The following is a 14,957-nucleotide window of genomic DNA, read 5'->3' on the forward strand; positions in this document are numbered from 1 at the left end:
TCCGTCCCGCGGCCGCCGGGCACCCGGGGCGGATCAGCGGTGCAGATGGTGGTGGCCCGGCATCGCCGGGTGCCGGCCCAGCACGACCACCCCGGTCACCACGGCCAGCAGCCCGACCACCTGCCAGGCCAGGGCGCCCGGGGTGACCCGCAGCCGGTCCCCCAGGAAGCCCACCGCGCAGGCGATCCCGGCCAGCGGCTGGGCGGCGGTGAGCGCGGGCAGCGACATCCGCAGCGGCGCGGCCTCGAACGCCGACTGCACCAGCAGCAGCCCGACGACCCCGATCACCACCACCGTGTACGGCTGCCAGCTGCGCACCACCGCGCCCAGACCGCCCGAGTCCAGCCGCTCCGAGGTCATCCGGGTCAGCGCGTCCTGCAGTCCGTAGAGCAGGCCCGCCGCGAGCGCGAGCAGGGTCGCCTCCTCGAAGAGCGGCATCCGCCGGGCGAGGGCGACCAGCAGCAGGGCCAGGCCCGCCACGATGCCCACCACCAGCCAGAAGCGCAGCGGCCCGGCGGCGGCCCCGCCGCCCTCGGGGCGGCCGGCCGCGATGAACGCCGTCACCCCCAGGGCGATCAGCGCCACCCCGCACCAGCCGGACCGGCCGAGCCGGGTGCCGGTCAGCCACCGGGCCAGCAGCATCGCGAAGACCAGGTTGGTGGCCAGCAGCGGTTCGACCAGCGCCACCTCGCCCTGGCTGAGGGCCACGGCACTCAGGATCAGGCCGGCGACCATGAAGCCGATGCCGAGCAGCCAGTCCGGCATCCGCATCAGGTCGAGCAGGAGGCGCCAGCGCAGCAGGTCGCTGCGCGGGGCCCGCTGCGCCGCGTGCTGCTGGAGCACGAAGCCGAGGCCCAGGCAGCAGGCGGCGCCCACTGCCAGCAAGAACACCGCCACGCGACCACCTCGGAGCCGTCAGGCCTGCCGTTCGCCCACCAGCCGGGGGTGCCGTTCCAGGCCCTCCAGGCCGTGCCACGCCAGGTTCACCAGATGGGCGGCGACCTCGGCCTTCTGGGGCTTGCGCACCTCCAGCCACCACTGCCCGGTCAGGGCGACCATCCCCACCAGCATCTGCGAATACATCGGCGCGAGCCGGGCGTCGAAGCCGCGCGACTTGAACTCCAGACCGAGGATGTCCTCGACCTGGGTGGCGATGTCGCTGATCAGCGAGGCGAAGGTGCCGGTCGACTGGGCCACCGGGGAGTCCCGGACGAGAATCTTGAACCCGTCCGTGGAGGTGTCGATGTAGTCCATCAGGGCGAAGGCCGCCTGCTCCAGCAGCTCCCGGGAGTGCCCGCCGGTCAGTGCGCCGGTGACCATGTCCAGGAGCAGCTGCATCTCCCGGTCGACCACCACCGCGTACAGGCCCTCCTTGCCGCCGAAGTGCTCGTACACCACCGGCTTGGAGACCCCGGCGCGTTCGGCGATCTCCTCGACCGAGGTGCCGTCGTAGCCGCGCTCGGCGAAGACCGAGCGGCCGATCTCCAGGAGCTGTTCGCGGCGCTGCTTGCCGGTCATCCGGACCCGGCCGCCGCCGCGCCCGCCGCGGGCCGGGGCGCCGGAGCGGGTCCGCGCGGCCGGTGCGCCGCCGTCCCCGCCCTGGGCGTGCTGCTGGCCGTCCGCGGTGTCTGCGTTGCTCCCGTTCACCCCTACATCATGCTGCAGCGGGCGGGTCATCCGGCGCGGCGGGCGTCGATCCGTTCGGCCTGCGGCCAGCGGACGTCGCTCGCCCAGCCGAGCCGTTCGCACCAGCGGATCACCCGGGCCGAGGAGTCGATCTGGCCGCGGAGCACGCCGTGCCGGGCGCTGGTGGGGTCGGCGTGGTGCAGGTTGTGCCAGGACTCGCCGCAGGAGAGCACGGCCAGCCACCACACGTTGCCGGACCGGTCGCGGGACCGGAAGGGCCGCGCGCCGATCGCGTGGCAGATCGAGTTGATCGACCAGGTGACGTGGTGCAGCAGGGCGATCCGGACGAGCGAGCCCCAGAAGAAGGCGGTCAGCGCGCCCTGCCAGGAGAGCGTGATCAGGCCGCCGGCCAGCGGCGGGATCAGCACCGACAGGGCCGTCCAGAGCCAGAACAGCCGGGAGATGCGCCGTATGGCCGGATCGGCCACCAGGTCGGGCGCGTACTTCTGCTGCGGGGTCTGCTCCTCGTCGAACAGCCAGCCCATGTGGGCCCACCACAGGCCCTTCATCAGCGCGGGCAGGCTCTCGCCGTAGCGCCACGGGGAGTGCGGGTCGCCCTCCTTGTCGCTGAACCGGTGGTGCTTGCGGTGGTCGGCGACCCAGCGCACCAGCGGCCCCTCGACGGCCAGGCTGCCGGCCACCGCCAGCGCGATCCGCAGCGCCCGGTTGGCCTTGAAGGAGCCGTGCGTGAAGTAGCGGTGGTAGCCGACCGTGATGCCGTGGCAGGTGACGAAGTACATCACCGCCGCGATCGCCAGGTCCGTCCAGCCGATCCCCCAGCCCCAGGCGACCGGGACGGCGGCCAGCAGGGCCAGGAAGGGGACGCCGATGAACAGCGCCAGGGCGATCCGCTCGGCCGGACCCTGTCTCTCGCCGCCCCGGGTCGCCGAGACCTCGTGGGCGGGGCGCTCGGGCGCCACGGTGGGTGCTGTGCCGGCCTGCATGGTCATCGGGCGTCCTCGGGTGAGGGAACGGACCTACGTCTGCGTAACTTACGGCATCGTAGGTAGAGCCGCCCGCGAAGGGAAGACGTGTCGCACCGGCGGACCGCCGAGGAAGGTGGATGCAGGGCGGCGCACCCCGTACGCTTAGGCCTGCGTTGCCCGCCGACGGCCGCTCGGCGCGCACCCGTGCACGGCATCCGTCCCGGATCGTCTAAGGGCAGGACAGCTGGTTTTGGTCCAGCTTATGGGGGTTCGAATCCTCCTCCGGGAGCACAGCGCACAGCCCGCTTCGCTCGGCCGCCGCGCCGCCGACCCTCCCTCAGAACAGCCGAGGAGCCTCCCGCGTGAGTGCCAACAAGCCTGCCGCCGTCGTCGTGCTCGCCGCCGGGGGCGGCACCCGGATGAAGTCCGAGCGGCTCCCCAAGGTGCTGCACGAGATCTGCGGCCGCTCGCTGGTCGGTCACGCGGTCGCCGCGGCGCAGGAGCTGACACCCGAGCACCTGGTCGTCGTCATCGGCCACCTGCGCGAACTCGTCTCCACCCACCTCGCGGAGCACTTCCCGGGCGTGCGCACCGCCGTCCAGGCCGAGCAGAACGGCACCGGGCACGCCGTGCGCACCGCGCTCGCCGCGCTGGCCGCGGACGGCGTCGAGCTCGACGGGACGGTGCTGATCACCACCGGCGACGCCCCGCTGCTGACCGGCGCCACGCTGCGCGCCCTCGCCGACACCCACGCCGAGCAGGGCAACGGCGTCACCGTGCTGACCGCCGTCGTCCCGGACGCCACCGGCTACGGCCGGATCCTGCGCGACGCGGACGGTGCCGTCGCCGCGATCGTCGAGCACAAGGACGCCACCGACGAGCAGCGCGCCGTCGGCGAGATCAACTCCGGGGTGTTCGCCTTCGACGCCAAGCTGCTGGCCGAGGCGCTCACCCGGATCACCACCGACAACGTGCAGGGCGAGGAGTACCTCACCGACGCCCTGGAGATCCTGCGCACCGCCGGTCACCGGGTCGGTGCCGTGGTCGCCGCCGACCACCGCGACATCGTCGGCATCAACGACCGGGTGCAGCTCGCCGAGGCCCGCCGGATGCTCAACGACCGGCTGCTGGAGCGGGCGATGCGGGCCGGCGTCACCGTCGTCGACCCGGCCACCACCTGGTTCGACGTCCAGGTGACGTACGAGCCGGACGCCGTGGTGCTGCCCGGCACCCAGCTGCAGGGCGCCACCCACCTCGGCGCCGGCTGCGAGGTCGGCCCGAACACCACCGTCACCGCCAGCACGATCGGCGCCGGCGCGACTGTGAGCAACGCCACGGTCGTGCAGGCCGAGGTCGGCGAGTCCGCCTCGGTCGGCCCGTACGCGTACCTGCGGCCGGGGGCGAAGCTGGCCCGCAAGGCCAAGGCCGGCACCTACGTGGAGATCAAGAACTCCGAGCTCGGCGAGGGCGCCAAGGTGCCCCACCTCTCGTACATCGGCGACGCCACCATCGGCGAGGGCAGCAACGTGGGTGCGGCGTCCGTCACGGTCAACTACGACGGCGTGAACAAGCACCGGACGGTGATCGGGGCGCACTGCCGTACCGGATCCGACAACATGTTCATCGCCCCGGTCACCGTCGGTGACGGCGCCTACACCGCGGCCGGCTCGGTCATCACCCACGACGTCCAGCCCGGATCGCTCGCCGTCGCCCGTGCGCAGCAGCGGAACATCGCCGGCTGGGTCGCCCGCAAGCGCCCCGGTACGGCTGCCGCCGAGGCCGCAGCCGCTGCCGAGGCCGCCGGGGCCGAGGAGAACTGAGGCGTCTCCCGCGGCCGGTGGGGGATCTTGGGATGTGGTCCCGGGGCGGACGCTTGCTGCCGGGGCGCGTAACCTGGAGTACATACGTGCGCCACTGGGCATATCGTCCGCGTCTCGGCGTACTCCAAAACCCCCGCTGACCGACGGCCCGAGCCCTGCGCCCGGGTGCGCCGCGGCGGGTTCATGTGCGGCAAAAACGCGAGGAGACGGTGCAGTGAGCGGGATCACGACGTCGGGTGAGAAGAAGTTGCGGCTCTTCTCCGGCCGTGCCCACGCCGAGCTGGCGGGGGAGGTGGCCCGGGAACTCGGCACCGAGATCGTCCCGACCAAGGCCCTCGACTTCGCCAACGGCGAGATCTACGTCCGCTTCCTGGACTCCGCGCGCGGTGCGGACTGCTTCGTGATCCAGAGCCACACGGCTCCGATCAACCAGTGGATCATGGAGCAGCTGATCATGATCGACGCGCTGAAGCGGGCCTCCGCCCGCAGCATCACGGCGATCCTGCCCTTCTACGGCTACGCCCGCCAGGACAAGAAGCACCTCGGCCGCGAGCCCATCTCGGCCCGCCTGGTCGCCGACCTGCTCCGCACCGCGGGCGCCGACCGCCTGATGGCCGTGGACCTGCACACCGCGCAGATCCAGGGCTTCTTCGACGGCCCGGTGGACCACCTGTTCGCGCTGCCGATGCTGGCCGACTACGTCGGCGAGAAGGTCGACCGCTCGAAGCTGACCATCGTCTCGCCGGACGCCGGCCGGGTGAAGGTCGCCGACCAGTGGTGCGACCGCCTCGACGCCCCGCTGGCGATCATCCACAAGCGCCGCGACATGACCCAGGCCAACACCATCCTGTCGGCCGAGGTCGTCGGTGACGTCAAGGGCCGGGTCTGCGTGCTGGTCGACGACATGATCGACACCGCCGGCACCATCTGCGCCGCGGCCGACGCCCTGTTCGACAACGGTGCCGCCGACGTGATCGTCGCCGCCACCCACGGCGTGCTCTCCGGCCCGGCCGCCGACCGCCTGAAGAACTCCCGGGTCAGCGAGTTCGTGTTCACCAACACCCTGCCGACGCCGGCCCAGCTCCAGCTGGACAAGGTGACCACGCTCTCGATCGCCCCCTCGATCGCCGCCGCGATCAGGAGGTCTTCGAGGACGGCTCGGTCACCAGCCTCTTCGAGGGCGTGCACTGACCGTCCGCCGCCGTGAACGGCCCCCGCGCGTCCGACGCGCGGGGGCCGATTTCATGGTTGACGCCGACAGCGGTTAGACTCCTGGGACTGCTCGGCGAGGGATGCTGTGCGCCCATTTGGGTGCCCCACCAACCGTGATCGACGCGCTGCTTTTTCAGTCGTCGTCTGCCGCCGAGCAACCCCAAGGTACTTGAGGGTGTGGCCCGGCGGTTTTGTCGTTCCTGCACCCGCGCCAGTTTTTCTCAACGAGGAGTGCAGTCGTGTCCGAGATCCGCATTGCCGCCGAAGCCCGTACCGAGTTCGGCAAGGGTCCGGCCCGTCGCGCCCGTCGCGCCGGCCTGGTCCCCGGCGTCGTCTACGGCCACGGCCTCGCGCCGGTTCACCTGAACCTGCCCGGCCACGACCTGATGATGGCCCTCAAGACCCCGAACGCCCTCCTCGTCGTCCCGATCGAGGGCAAGGACGAGTACGTGCTGCCCAAGGCCGTCCAGCGCGAGGCCATCAAGCGCACCATCGAGCACGTCGACCTGATCCTGGTCAAGCGCGGCGAGAAGGTCACCGTCGAGATCCCGGTGCACACCGAGGGCGAGCTGGCCCCCGGCGGCAACCTGCTCGAGCACGTCCTGAACGCCCTGCCGATCGAGGCCGAGGCCACCCACCTGCCCGAGTCCGTCACGGTCTCCGTCGAGGGCCTGGAGGCCGGTGCCTCCATCCTCGCCAAGGACATCACCCTCCCCAAGGGCACCACGCTGGCCGTCGACGCCGACGCCGTCGTGCTGCAGGTCATCGGCGCCCAGGCCGCCGAGGCCACCGAGGAGGAGGCCGAGACCGAGGCCGAGGCCGTCGAGGCCTGAGCCCCGCTCCTTCTGCGCCGCTGCCCCGGCCGCTCCTTCCTGGAGCGCCGGGGCAGCGGCGTGTCCGGAATGATGGTCCACGAGGTGAGTGAGGAGAACGGTGACGATGGCTGACGACAGGTACGAGGGCCCCTGGCTGGTGGTCGGGCTCGGCAATCCGGGGGACGGCTACGCCCGCAACCGGCACAACATCGGCTTCATGGTGGTCGACCTGCTCGCCGAGCGGATCGGCGCCCGGTTCAAGGCGCACAAGAGCCGCGCCCAGGTCGCCGAGGGCCGGCTCGCCGGGCACCGGGTGGTGCTCGCCAAGCCGATGACCTTCATGAACCTCTCGGGCGGCCCGACCACCGCGCTGCGCGACTTCTACAAGGTCCCCAACGCGGCGATCGTCGCCGTCCACGACGAGCTCGACATCGACTACGCCACGCTGCGCCTCAAGTGCGGCGGCGGCGACAACGGGCACAACGGGCTCAAGTCGCTCACGAAGTCCCTCGGTCCGGACTACCACCGGATCCGCTGCGGCATCGGACGCCCGCCGGGCCGGATGGAGGTCGCGGACTTCGTCCTCAAGGACTTCTCCGCGACGGAGCGCAAGGATCTCGACTGGTTCGTGGACCGCTCGGCCGACGCCGTCGAGGCGCTGCTCACCGATGGCCTGGAGCGGGCGCAGGGCACCTACAACTCCTGACAGACCGCCACCGGGCCCGGCGGCGGCGGGGTTCAGCCGGATTCGGCCTCGAACCAGCCCCGGCGCTGGGCCTCGGTGCCGGCCGCGAAGCGCGTCTCCGCGCCGAGCTCCGCCATGATCTCGCTGATCCTGCGTCGGACCGTCCGGGGCCTCAGGTCGAGCCGGCGGGCGATGGCCTCGTCCTTGAAACCCTGGTTCAGCAGTTCCGCGACCTCGTGGCGCTGCCGGTCCCGGTCGCCGTTGCTGCGGGGCGCCGCGACACCGAACGGCCGGGCCCGCTGCCACAGCAGCTCGAAGTACTGGCGCAGGGCCTCCACCGCCACCGGCGAGGTGATGTGCAGGGCCACGCTGGACCCCGGTGGTGGTCAGTGCCAGCAGCGCCTGCGAGTGCTCCGTCACCTTCATCTTCACCGGCAGCCGCGGCAGCAGCCGCACCTCCCCGCCGCCCTCCACGCAGCGCTGGAGGACCTCGGCGCCCACCGGGTCGCCGAGGAAGGCCGTCTCGTAGATGCCGCGGTGGCGCACGCCGCGGGCCAGCGAGGCGGGGTTCGGCGGCAGGGCGGTGTGCTCGGTCAGCGGGAGGTCGGACCGGAAGGTGTCGAGGGTCAGGTGGTCCTCGACGGCGACCGCGCCGATCGTGTTGGACAGGGCCGCGATCTCGTCGGAGTCGGTCGGCACCCGGGCCAGGCGGTGTGCGGGGGTCTCGCGCAGGTGCAGGTCGGCGGACTGGCGCAGGCGGGCCGCCTCCTGCTGGGCCCGGGCCAGCACGTCGTACTCCGTGGTGACCTCGTGCCGCCGGGCGAGCACCCGCGGCCCGCCGCGCCGACCTCCTGACCCTGGTGGAGGGCGTCCGGGCCGCCCAGCGCATCCTGCGCGAACCGGAGTTCGCCAGGTGGATCGGCGAACCGCTCACCCCGGGCGCGCTCGACGACGACGAGGCCGTCGCCGCCTACGTCCGGGCCACCGGGGGCAGCATCCACCACCTGGTCGGGACCTGCCGGATAGGGGCCGACGACGCCTCGGTGGTCGATCCCGCCTTCGCCGTGCGCGGTGTGACGGGCCTGCGCGTGGTGGACGCCTCGTCCATGCCGGGGATCGTCCGGGCCCACACCCACGCGCCGGTGACGGTGCTCGCCGAGCGCGCCGCGGACGTGATCCGCGGCGTCCGCTGACGGACCGCAGGGCCGCCGCGACAGCGGCGCCGCCCTCCCGGACCGGCACCGGCCGGGTACCCCCGGCACCTGCCCGGCGCCGGACGGCGGTCACTCCCGGTACACAACGGTCGTGCAACGCTTGGCCGCTGGGACGGGATGATGGGCGGTCAGACGTTCGTCATCGGATACGGTCATCCCCGTACGAAGGGTTGAGGTGTTCGATCTGGGGGTATGGCAGGTGGCTCGGTCCTACCGTGTGGCGCGGGTGGTCGGCGGCGCGGCGTTCTGCCTGGTGACGACCGGGGTCGGTGCATCGTCGGCGCAGGCCGCCGACGCGGGCGCGGCCCCCGCGGCGAGCCCCGAACCGGCCGCGGCGCAGATGGCGCCGCCGGTCTCCGGGACGGTCGGCGGGACGTCCGGTCTGTACGCCGTCGGCGGCGGCCTGCTCGTGGTCGCGGGCGGTGCGGCGACCTGGCTGCGCCGCCGCCGGGCCGACCGGACGGTCTGACCGGTGCGGCGCGCGGCGCCGCACCGACGCAAACGCCCGAGGGGGCGGTCCCGCAGGTGCGGGACCGCCCCCTCGGGCGTGTCCGGGGTCAGCCGGTGTTGCGCAGACCGGCCGCGATGCCGTTGACGGTCAGCAGCAGGGCGCGGGCCCGCAGCGGGTCCTCCGTCAGCCCCTGGGCGCTCTCCTCGCGCTGACGGCGCAGCAGCGCCACCTGCAGGTAGGAGATCGGGTCGAGGTACGCGTCACGGACGGTGAACGTCTGCTTCAGCACCGGGTTGTGCTCCAGCAGCTCGCTCTCGCCGGTGAGCCGCAGCACCTCGCGCAGGGTGAGGTCGTGCTCGGCGGTGATCTGGTCGAACACGTGCCGCAGCTCGCCGGGCACCAGCTGCTCGACGTAGTGCCGGGCGATCCGCAGGTCGGTCTTGGCCAGCGTCATCGCGACGTTGGACAGGAAGTTGCGGAAGAAGTGCCACTGCCCGTACATCTCGTCGAGCACGTCGCCCAGGCCGGCCTCGCGGGCGGCGGCGAGGCCGGAGCCCACGCCGTACCAGCCGGGGACGATCTGCCGGGACTGCGTCCAGCCGAACACCCACGGGATGGCCCGCAGGCCGTCCAGGCCGGCGCCCGAGTCGGGTCGGCGGGACGGGCGGGAGCCCAGGTGCAGCGAGGCGAGCTGGTCGACCGGGGTGGCCGCGAAGAAGTACTTCGGCAGGTCCTCCTGCTCGACCAGGGCCCGGTAGGAGGTGTGCGCGGCCTGCGAGACCTGGTCCATCGCCGCGTCCCAGCGGGCCAGCTCCTCCGGTGCCTGGCGCGGCGCGGTGTGCAGCGCGGAAGCGGCGAGCGTGGCGGAGATGGTGAGTTCGAGGTTCTCGCGGGCCAGCGACGGCAGCAGGTACTTGTCGGAGATGACCTCGCCCTGCTCGGTGACCTTGATCTCGCCCTCCAGGGTGCCCCACGGCTGGGCGAGGATCGCCTCGTGCGAGGGGCCGCCGCCGCGGCCGACGGTGCCGCCGCGGCCGTGGAACAGCCGCAGCCGGATGCCGTAGCGGTGCGCGACGTCGCGCAGCCGGCGCTGGGCCCGGTGGATCTCCCACTGGGAGGTGGTGATGCCGCCGAACTTGGAGGAGTCGGAGTAGCCGAGCATGACCTCCTGGATGTCGCCGCGAAGCGAGACCAGCAGCCGGTACGACGGGTCGGAGAGCATCTCGTCCAGGATCCGGTCGGCCTCCTGGAGCTCGTCGGTGGTCTCCAGCAGCGGCACGATGCCGATCTTGGCGATACCGGCGTGCAGGTCGATCAGACCGGCCTCGCGGGCGAGGACGGCCGCGGCGAAGACGTCGTCGGCGCCCTGGCACATCGAGATGATGTACGACTCGACGATCTCGTCGCCGAACCGCTCGAAGCCCTCGCGGATGGTGGCGAAGACACCCAGGGTCTTGGCGCCGGCCGCGTCCAGCGGGGCCGGGACGGGCGCCAGCGGGCGGCGCGAGCGCAGCTCCTTGGCGAGCAGCCGCTGGCGGTACTCGCGCGGCATGTCGGCGTAGCGCCAGGCCTCCTCGCCGAGCCGGTCGAAGAGCTGGCCGAGCGCGTGGTGGTGGGCCTCGGCGTGCTCACGCACGTCCATGGTGGCGAGCTGCAGGCCGAACGCCTCGACGGTGCGGATCGCGCGGGCGAGCCGGCCGTCGGCGATCAGCTCGCCGCGGTGGCTGCGCAGCGAGTCCTGGATCAGCCGGAGGTCGGCGACCAGCTCGCGGGTGCCGACGTAGTCGCGGCCGGTGATGTGCGGGGTGCCGGTGGCGAGCCGCTCGCGGGTGTTCTCCAGCTTGAGGCGGATGCAGGTGGCCTTGAGCCGGTACGGCTCCTCGGCGTTCATCCGCTTGTAGCGGGGGCTGAGTTCGGGCAGCTCGCGCAGGTCGGCGTCGAGCGAGGCGAGCAGCTCCTCGGAGGCGCCGGCGAGGCGGACGGAGGTCGACAGCGCGTTGCGCAGGTCGTCGACGGTGGCCAGGGCGTCCTTGATGCCGTACTCGTGCTGGAGGTTGAGGACGTCCCAGGTGACCTGCGGGGTGACGTTGGGGTTGCCGTCCCGGTCGCCGCCGATCCAGTTGCCGAAGGTCAGCGGGCGCACGCCCTCGGGGAGCGCGAGGCCGACCCGGGCGAGCTCCTCGTGCAGCTCCTCCAGGACGGCGGGGACGGCCTCGCGGTACAGCTCGTCCAGGTAGTAGACGGCGTTGCGGGCCTCGTCGGTGGGCTCCGGGCGGGCGATCCGCAGCTCGTCGGTCTGCCACAGCAGGTCGATGACCTCGGCGAGCCGGCGGTCGGCCTGGCGCTTGGCGGACGAGTGCCGGGTCGGGTCGGCCTCGGCGAGGCCGGAGGCCACGTGCTCGCGGTGGATGCGCTCCAGCAGCTCGCCGACCCGGCGCAGCTTGTTGAGGACGCTGCGGCGGGCGGCCTCGGTGGGGTGCGCGGTGAAGACCGGGCGGACGGCCAGGTGGGCCAGGGTGTCCGCGAGGTGCTTGGGGTCGGCCTCGGCGAGCTGGTCGGCGGTCTGCGCCAGCAGCGATCCCTCGCGGGCCCGGCGGGTGGCGAACTCGCGGCCGCGGTGGACCTGCTCGGTGACGTTGGCGAGGTGGAAGTAGGTGGAGAAGGCGCGGACGAGCTTGCCTGCGGTCTCCAGGTCGATGCCGGCCAGCAGTTCCGCGGTGGCCTCGCCGTCGGTGCGGCTGAGCAGCCTGACCTGCTCGACCAGGCCGAGCAGCTCGGGGCCCTCCTGCCGGACGAGTGTCTCGCCGAGCAGGTCGCCGAGCCGCCGGATGTCCGCGCGCAGCGCGGCGTTGTCGGCGTCGGGGCCGGCGGCGGTCGCTGATGGGTTGTCCGCCGAGGCGGGGACCGGAGCGGTCACGGCTTTCTCCCTGTGGTGGTGGGGGTTCGGCAACGGCTCTCTCCTCCGGCCTTCGGCTGGGAGGTGACCCCAGCCAATATGGGGGAGATGTGTGCGGACCGCGCTGTCCGACTCGCACAGCATAGGTGGCACTGGGTGCCGCGTCCGAGACGTGGCCGGATGGCGGACACGGCGCCGTCGGACCGGCCCGCGGAAGTCGCTGGGGGCGGCCGGGCGGGCGGCCGTACGCTGTCCCCCATGAGCGAGTCGCCGGACGGGGGCGGGCCGGTGACCGGCCCGTGGTGGTGGCGGCGCCGACGCAGTGCGGCGCTGGACGTCACCTTGGCGGTGGTGGCGGCGGTGGAGTGCGCCTTCGGCGCCTACGACACGGTGCACACCCGGCTGCACATGGGCGGGGTCGTGGCCTGCCTGGCGGCGGTGCTGGGCGCGCTGGCGGGGGCGACCCTGGTGGTGCGGCGGCGCTGGCCGGTGGTGCCGATGGTGGTGGCGCTGGTCCTCGTGCCGGGGCTGTTCGGCGTGGTGCCGCTGGTGGTGTCGCTGTACACGCTGGCGGCGACCTGGGAGTGGCCGTCGCGGCGCGGGCGGGTGGTGGCGCTGTCGGCGCTGGCGCTGGCCGAGTCGTTCGGCATGGCCCTGCTGGCGATGCTCGCGCCGGTGTCGACGCCGGCCGAGGTGCACCTGCCGCCGACCTGGGTGTTCGTGGTGCTGGCCGGGCTGGTCGCGGTGGGGCTGACCGTCCCGCCGGTGGTCACCGGACTGTACGTGGGCGCCCGGCGGCGGCTGGTGGAGTCGCTGAAGGACCGGGCGCACGGCCTGGAGGCCGAGCTCGGGCTGCTCGCCGAGCAGGCCAGCGAGCGCGCCCGGCGGGCCCGGCTGGAGGAGCGCACCCGGATCGCCCGCGAGATGCACGACGTGGTCGCGCACCGGGTGAGCCTGATGGTGGTGCACGCCGGTGCGCTGGAGCGGATCGTGGCCAAGGACCCGGAGAAGGCGCAGGCCTCGGCCCGGCTGATGGGCGAGGTCGGCCGGCAGGCGCTGGAAGAGCTGCGCGAGATCCTCGGCGTGCTGCGGATGGCCGAGCCGGTCGCCGCCGTCGCGGCACCGGACTCGCTGGGGGAGCTGCCGAGCCTGGTGGAGCAGTCCCGGGCGGCCGGCATGGCGGTGACGCTGACGGTCAGCGGCGAGCGCCGCCGCTACCGCGGCGAGGCCGAGCGGACGGCGTTCCGGGTGGTGCAGGAGGGCCTGACCAACGCGCACAAGCACGCCGGCGGGGCCGCCGTCGTGGTGCTGCTGGCGTTCGTCCCGAACGGGGTCCGGGTGGCCGTGGTCAACGACTGTCCCGGCGGGGCCGCCGGGGCCGCGCTGCCCGGCGGCGGCAACGGGCTGGTCGGGATGCGCGAGCGGGTGGTCGCGCTCGGCGGCAGTTTCGCCGCCGGTCCGGAGCCGGACGGCGGCTTCCGGGTGGAGGCGGTGCTGCCGTCCCGGCTCGCCGTGCAGGCCGACCGGCTGGTCTGAGCCGCCACCCGGCCGGGGCCGGCCCCGGGCCCGCCGGTCAGCCGGCCGGCCGGGCCGGATCGCGCAGCAGCCGGCCCAGCGGCGGCTGGACGAGCGGGGTGAACAGCCGGACGACGGGCGGCAGCGCCAGGGTCACCGCGAGGGCCAGCGCACAGCCGCCGAGCAGCGGCAGCGCCGTCCACCAGTGGTGCAGCAGCCGGGCGTGGTAGACGCCGGAGGCCTGCACCAGCTTCAGCGGCAGCCCGTGCAGCAGATAGACGTAGAGCGAGGCCGCGCCCAGTGCCGTCCAGCGGGTGCGGCCGGCCGGCAGCAGGGCGAGGAAGGCGGCCCCGGCGAGCAGCGACAGCGCGCCGAGCGCGACCCGCACCCCCAGCCACACCGGGTAGCCGACGTGCAGCTGGGCCGCCGTGCCGGTGTACTCCACCCAGCCCGGGTCCAGCAGCCGGGGCGCCGCCAGCCAGACCGCGGCGAACACGCCGGCCGCCGCGACCGGGGCCCAGCGCCGCACCTGCGTCCGGTGCAGCACGTCGAAGTGCGCCGGGCGCAGCACCAGCCCCAGCACGAACCAGGGCAGGAAGGCCAGCGTGCGGCTGAGCGCGAGCTCCTCGGGCAGCGCGTGCACGGCGCCGGAGCCGGCCGCGACCAGCAGGGCCACGGGCAGCGGGTGGCGCAGCGCCGTCCAGACCGGGACGGTCAGGTGCCACACGAACAGCGACAGCAGGAACCACGTGAGCCAGCGCGGCTGGAGCAGCGCGATCGGCTCCAGCCGCCGGTCCAGCACCATCGGGACGAGGTTGTAGAGCACCTGGAACACCAGGTAGGGCACCGCGATCCGGGTGATCGTGCGCCGGCCGTCCACCGCCGGGCGGCCCGGCCGGGGCCGGGCGAAGTGGCCGCAGAGCGTGACGAAGACCGGCATGGCGAAGGCCGCGACGGTAAGCACGGCCGCCGCGATCGTCCGGTCCGCGGTGAGCAGCGGCATCCAGGTGTGGGCACAGACCACCAGGGCGACTGCCGCGAACTTGGCGTTGTCGAAGAGCGGCAGGCGCTCGGTTCGGGTGGCGGCCGGTGCCGGCGCCGCCGCGGTCTCCACGCTCATCGCGGGCCCTCCCGGTGGTCTCCTCGGAATCTCCACAGTGTGGCGCCGAGCGGGACGGACCGGGAGGGGTTCGGCGGAATCGGGATGGACTGACGGATCGTCAGGCGGTGGCGTGCAGCCGCTCCGGGGCGAGCCCGAGGACGAGGACGGCCAGCGCCTGGTCGACGGTCGCGCCGAGGTACCACTCGCCGGTGGCGTCCAGGCTGAAGACCCGGCCGGTCTCGTCGATGGCCAGCAGGGCCTGCCCGTACAGCTCCTCGCCGAGCGGGGCGAGCCGGGTGCCGAGCGCCCGGCCGAGGTCGGCGAGGGTGCGCGGCTGGTGCAGCCCGCAGCGCGGGTCGAGCAGGAACGGCGTCGGTGCGAGCGCCCGGCCGGGGCCGGACAGGTCGAACGACAGCCCGCCGAACTCGGCCCACGCCTCGACGGCGGCCGGGAAGACGGTGTGCGGGGTGTCCAGCGGCCCGCCGTGCTGGGCGAGGACGTCCGCCCAGGCCTCGGCCTGGCGGATCTCCCAGCGGCCGGGGTGCCAGCCCGCCTGCTTGAGGGCGGCGGCGACGTCGGCGGGGAAGCGCGGCTGGGTGCGTACGGTGGTCGGGTTCAGGGTCTGCTCCGTGGTT

Annotated in this window: 14 protein-coding genes, 1 tRNA gene and 1 pseudogene; 9 read left to right on the top strand and 7 right to left on the bottom strand. The window is 73.5% G+C overall.

Annotated elements, in window-relative coordinates; genetic code table 11:
- Nucleotides 1-33: 33 nt before the first annotated feature.
- The 3 genes from ABEB13_RS24115 to ABEB13_RS24125 are packed head-to-tail and all read right to left on the bottom strand — an operon-like array spanning nt 34 to nt 2,630.
- Entirely contained in the window at nt 34-897 is an 864-nt protein-coding gene (locus ABEB13_RS24115) for a DMT family transporter (RefSeq protein ID WP_345707158.1), read from the bottom strand.
- 18 nt (nt 898-915) lie between these two features.
- Nucleotides 916-1,647 carry a TetR family transcriptional regulator gene (locus tag ABEB13_RS24120; protein WP_157818743.1) on the bottom strand — a complete coding sequence of 244 codons (732 nt, stop codon included), beginning with the start codon at nt 1,645-1,647 and terminating at the stop codon, nt 916-918.
- A gap of 26 nt (nt 1,648-1,673) precedes the next feature.
- The gene (locus ABEB13_RS24125) at nt 1,674-2,630 is read right to left on the bottom strand and encodes an acyl-CoA desaturase (protein WP_345709801.1); all 957 of its coding nucleotides are present in this window, start codon (nt 2,628-2,630) and stop codon (nt 1,674-1,676) included.
- A 200-nt stretch (nt 2,631-2,830) separates the two neighbouring features.
- Here ABEB13_RS24125 and ABEB13_RS24130 point away from each other — a divergent pair.
- The 5 genes and pseudogenes from ABEB13_RS24130 (at nt 2,831) to pth (ending at nt 7,165) form a co-directional block, all read left to right on the top strand.
- Nucleotides 2,831-2,901 (top strand) — tRNA-Gln (locus ABEB13_RS24130).
- A gap of 73 nt (nt 2,902-2,974) precedes the next feature.
- A complete protein-coding gene (gene glmU, locus ABEB13_RS24135) occupies nt 2,975-4,432 on the top strand; it encodes a bifunctional UDP-N-acetylglucosamine diphosphorylase/glucosamine-1-phosphate N-acetyltransferase GlmU (protein WP_345707159.1) in 1,458 nt (485 codons plus the stop codon).
- A 214-nt stretch (nt 4,433-4,646) separates the two neighbouring features.
- A pseudogene (locus tag ABEB13_RS24140) lies at nt 4,647-5,623 on the top strand (ribose-phosphate diphosphokinase).
- Nucleotides 5,624-5,883: 260 nt separating this feature from the next.
- A complete protein-coding gene (locus ABEB13_RS24145) occupies nt 5,884-6,477 on the top strand; it encodes a 50S ribosomal protein L25/general stress protein Ctc (RefSeq protein WP_345707160.1) in 594 nt (197 codons plus the stop codon).
- A gap of 106 nt (nt 6,478-6,583) precedes the next feature.
- On the top strand, nt 6,584-7,165 hold the full coding sequence (gene pth / locus ABEB13_RS24150) for an aminoacyl-tRNA hydrolase (protein WP_345707161.1): 582 nt from the start codon (nt 6,584-6,586) through the stop codon (nt 7,163-7,165).
- Between the two features lie 32 nt (nt 7,166-7,197).
- On the opposite strand, the gene ABEB13_RS24155 is transcribed toward pth, so the two are convergent.
- The gene (locus tag ABEB13_RS24155) at nt 7,198-7,512 is read right to left on the bottom strand and encodes a helix-turn-helix domain-containing protein (protein WP_345707162.1); all 315 of its coding nucleotides are present in this window, start codon (nt 7,510-7,512) and stop codon (nt 7,198-7,200) included.
- An 11-nt stretch (nt 7,513-7,523) separates the two neighbouring features.
- On the opposite strand from ABEB13_RS24155, the gene ABEB13_RS24160 reads away from it, so the two are divergent.
- The 3 genes from ABEB13_RS24160 (at nt 7,524) to ABEB13_RS24170 (ending at nt 8,827) form a co-directional block, all read left to right on the top strand.
- Nucleotides 7,524-7,673: a hypothetical protein gene (locus ABEB13_RS24160; protein WP_345707163.1), complete on the top strand. Its 150-nt coding sequence runs from the start codon at nt 7,524-7,526 to the stop codon at nt 7,671-7,673.
- Between the two features lie 322 nt (nt 7,674-7,995).
- Nucleotides 7,996-8,337: a GMC oxidoreductase gene (locus ABEB13_RS24165; protein WP_345709802.1), complete on the top strand. Its 342-nt coding sequence runs from the start codon at nt 7,996-7,998 to the stop codon at nt 8,335-8,337.
- A gap of 220 nt (nt 8,338-8,557) precedes the next feature.
- Complete coding sequence (locus ABEB13_RS24170; RefSeq protein WP_345707164.1) at nt 8,558-8,827, top strand: hypothetical protein; 270 nt, start codon at nt 8,558-8,560, stop codon at nt 8,825-8,827.
- 88 nt (nt 8,828-8,915) lie between these two features.
- Here the strand turns inward: ABEB13_RS24170 and ppc are convergent, their stop codons facing one another.
- A complete protein-coding gene (gene ppc, locus ABEB13_RS24175; RefSeq protein ID WP_345709803.1) occupies nt 8,916-11,651 on the bottom strand; it encodes a phosphoenolpyruvate carboxylase in 2,736 nt (911 codons plus the stop codon).
- A 312-nt stretch (nt 11,652-11,963) separates the two neighbouring features.
- Here ppc and ABEB13_RS24180 point away from each other — a divergent pair, with 312 nt between their 5' ends.
- The gene (locus ABEB13_RS24180; protein ID WP_345707165.1) at nt 11,964-13,241 is read left to right on the top strand and encodes a sensor histidine kinase; all 1,278 of its coding nucleotides are present in this window, start codon (nt 11,964-11,966) and stop codon (nt 13,239-13,241) included.
- A 37-nt stretch (nt 13,242-13,278) separates the two neighbouring features.
- Here the strand turns inward: ABEB13_RS24180 and ABEB13_RS24185 are convergent, their stop codons facing one another.
- Together ABEB13_RS24185 and ABEB13_RS24190 are read right to left on the bottom strand one after the other, a co-directional pair.
- The gene (locus ABEB13_RS24185; protein ID WP_345707166.1) at nt 13,279-14,340 is read right to left on the bottom strand and encodes an acyltransferase family protein; all 1,062 of its coding nucleotides are present in this window, start codon (nt 14,338-14,340) and stop codon (nt 13,279-13,281) included.
- Between the two features lie 100 nt (nt 14,341-14,440).
- Nucleotides 14,441-14,941: an SUKH-3 domain-containing protein gene (locus tag ABEB13_RS24190; RefSeq protein ID WP_345709804.1), complete on the bottom strand. Its 501-nt coding sequence runs from the start codon at nt 14,939-14,941 to the stop codon at nt 14,441-14,443.
- Nucleotides 14,942-14,957: the final 16 nt, after the last annotated feature.

The sequence above is a fragment of the Kitasatospora paranensis genome, assembly GCF_039544005.1.
In the GTDB taxonomy this organism is placed as follows: domain Bacteria; phylum Actinomycetota; class Actinomycetes; order Streptomycetales; family Streptomycetaceae; genus Kitasatospora; species Kitasatospora paranensis.

What these genes read in the sequence shown, in the direction of transcription:
- ABEB13_RS24125 (WP_345709801.1), bottom strand. Translation starts at nt 2,630, where the DNA reads ATGCAGGCCGGCACAGCACCCACCGTGGCGCCCGAGCGCCCCGCCCAC.
- ABEB13_RS24180 (WP_345707165.1), top strand. Translation starts at nt 11,964, where the DNA reads ATGAGCGAGTCGCCGGACGGGGGCGGGCCGGTGACCGGCCCGTGGTGG.
- pth (WP_345707161.1), top strand. Translation starts at nt 6,584, where the DNA reads ATGGCTGACGACAGGTACGAGGGCCCCTGGCTGGTGGTCGGGCTCGGC.
- ABEB13_RS24185 (WP_345707166.1), bottom strand. Translation starts at nt 14,340, where the DNA reads ATGAGCGTGGAGACCGCGGCGGCGCCGGCACCGGCCGCCACCCGAACC.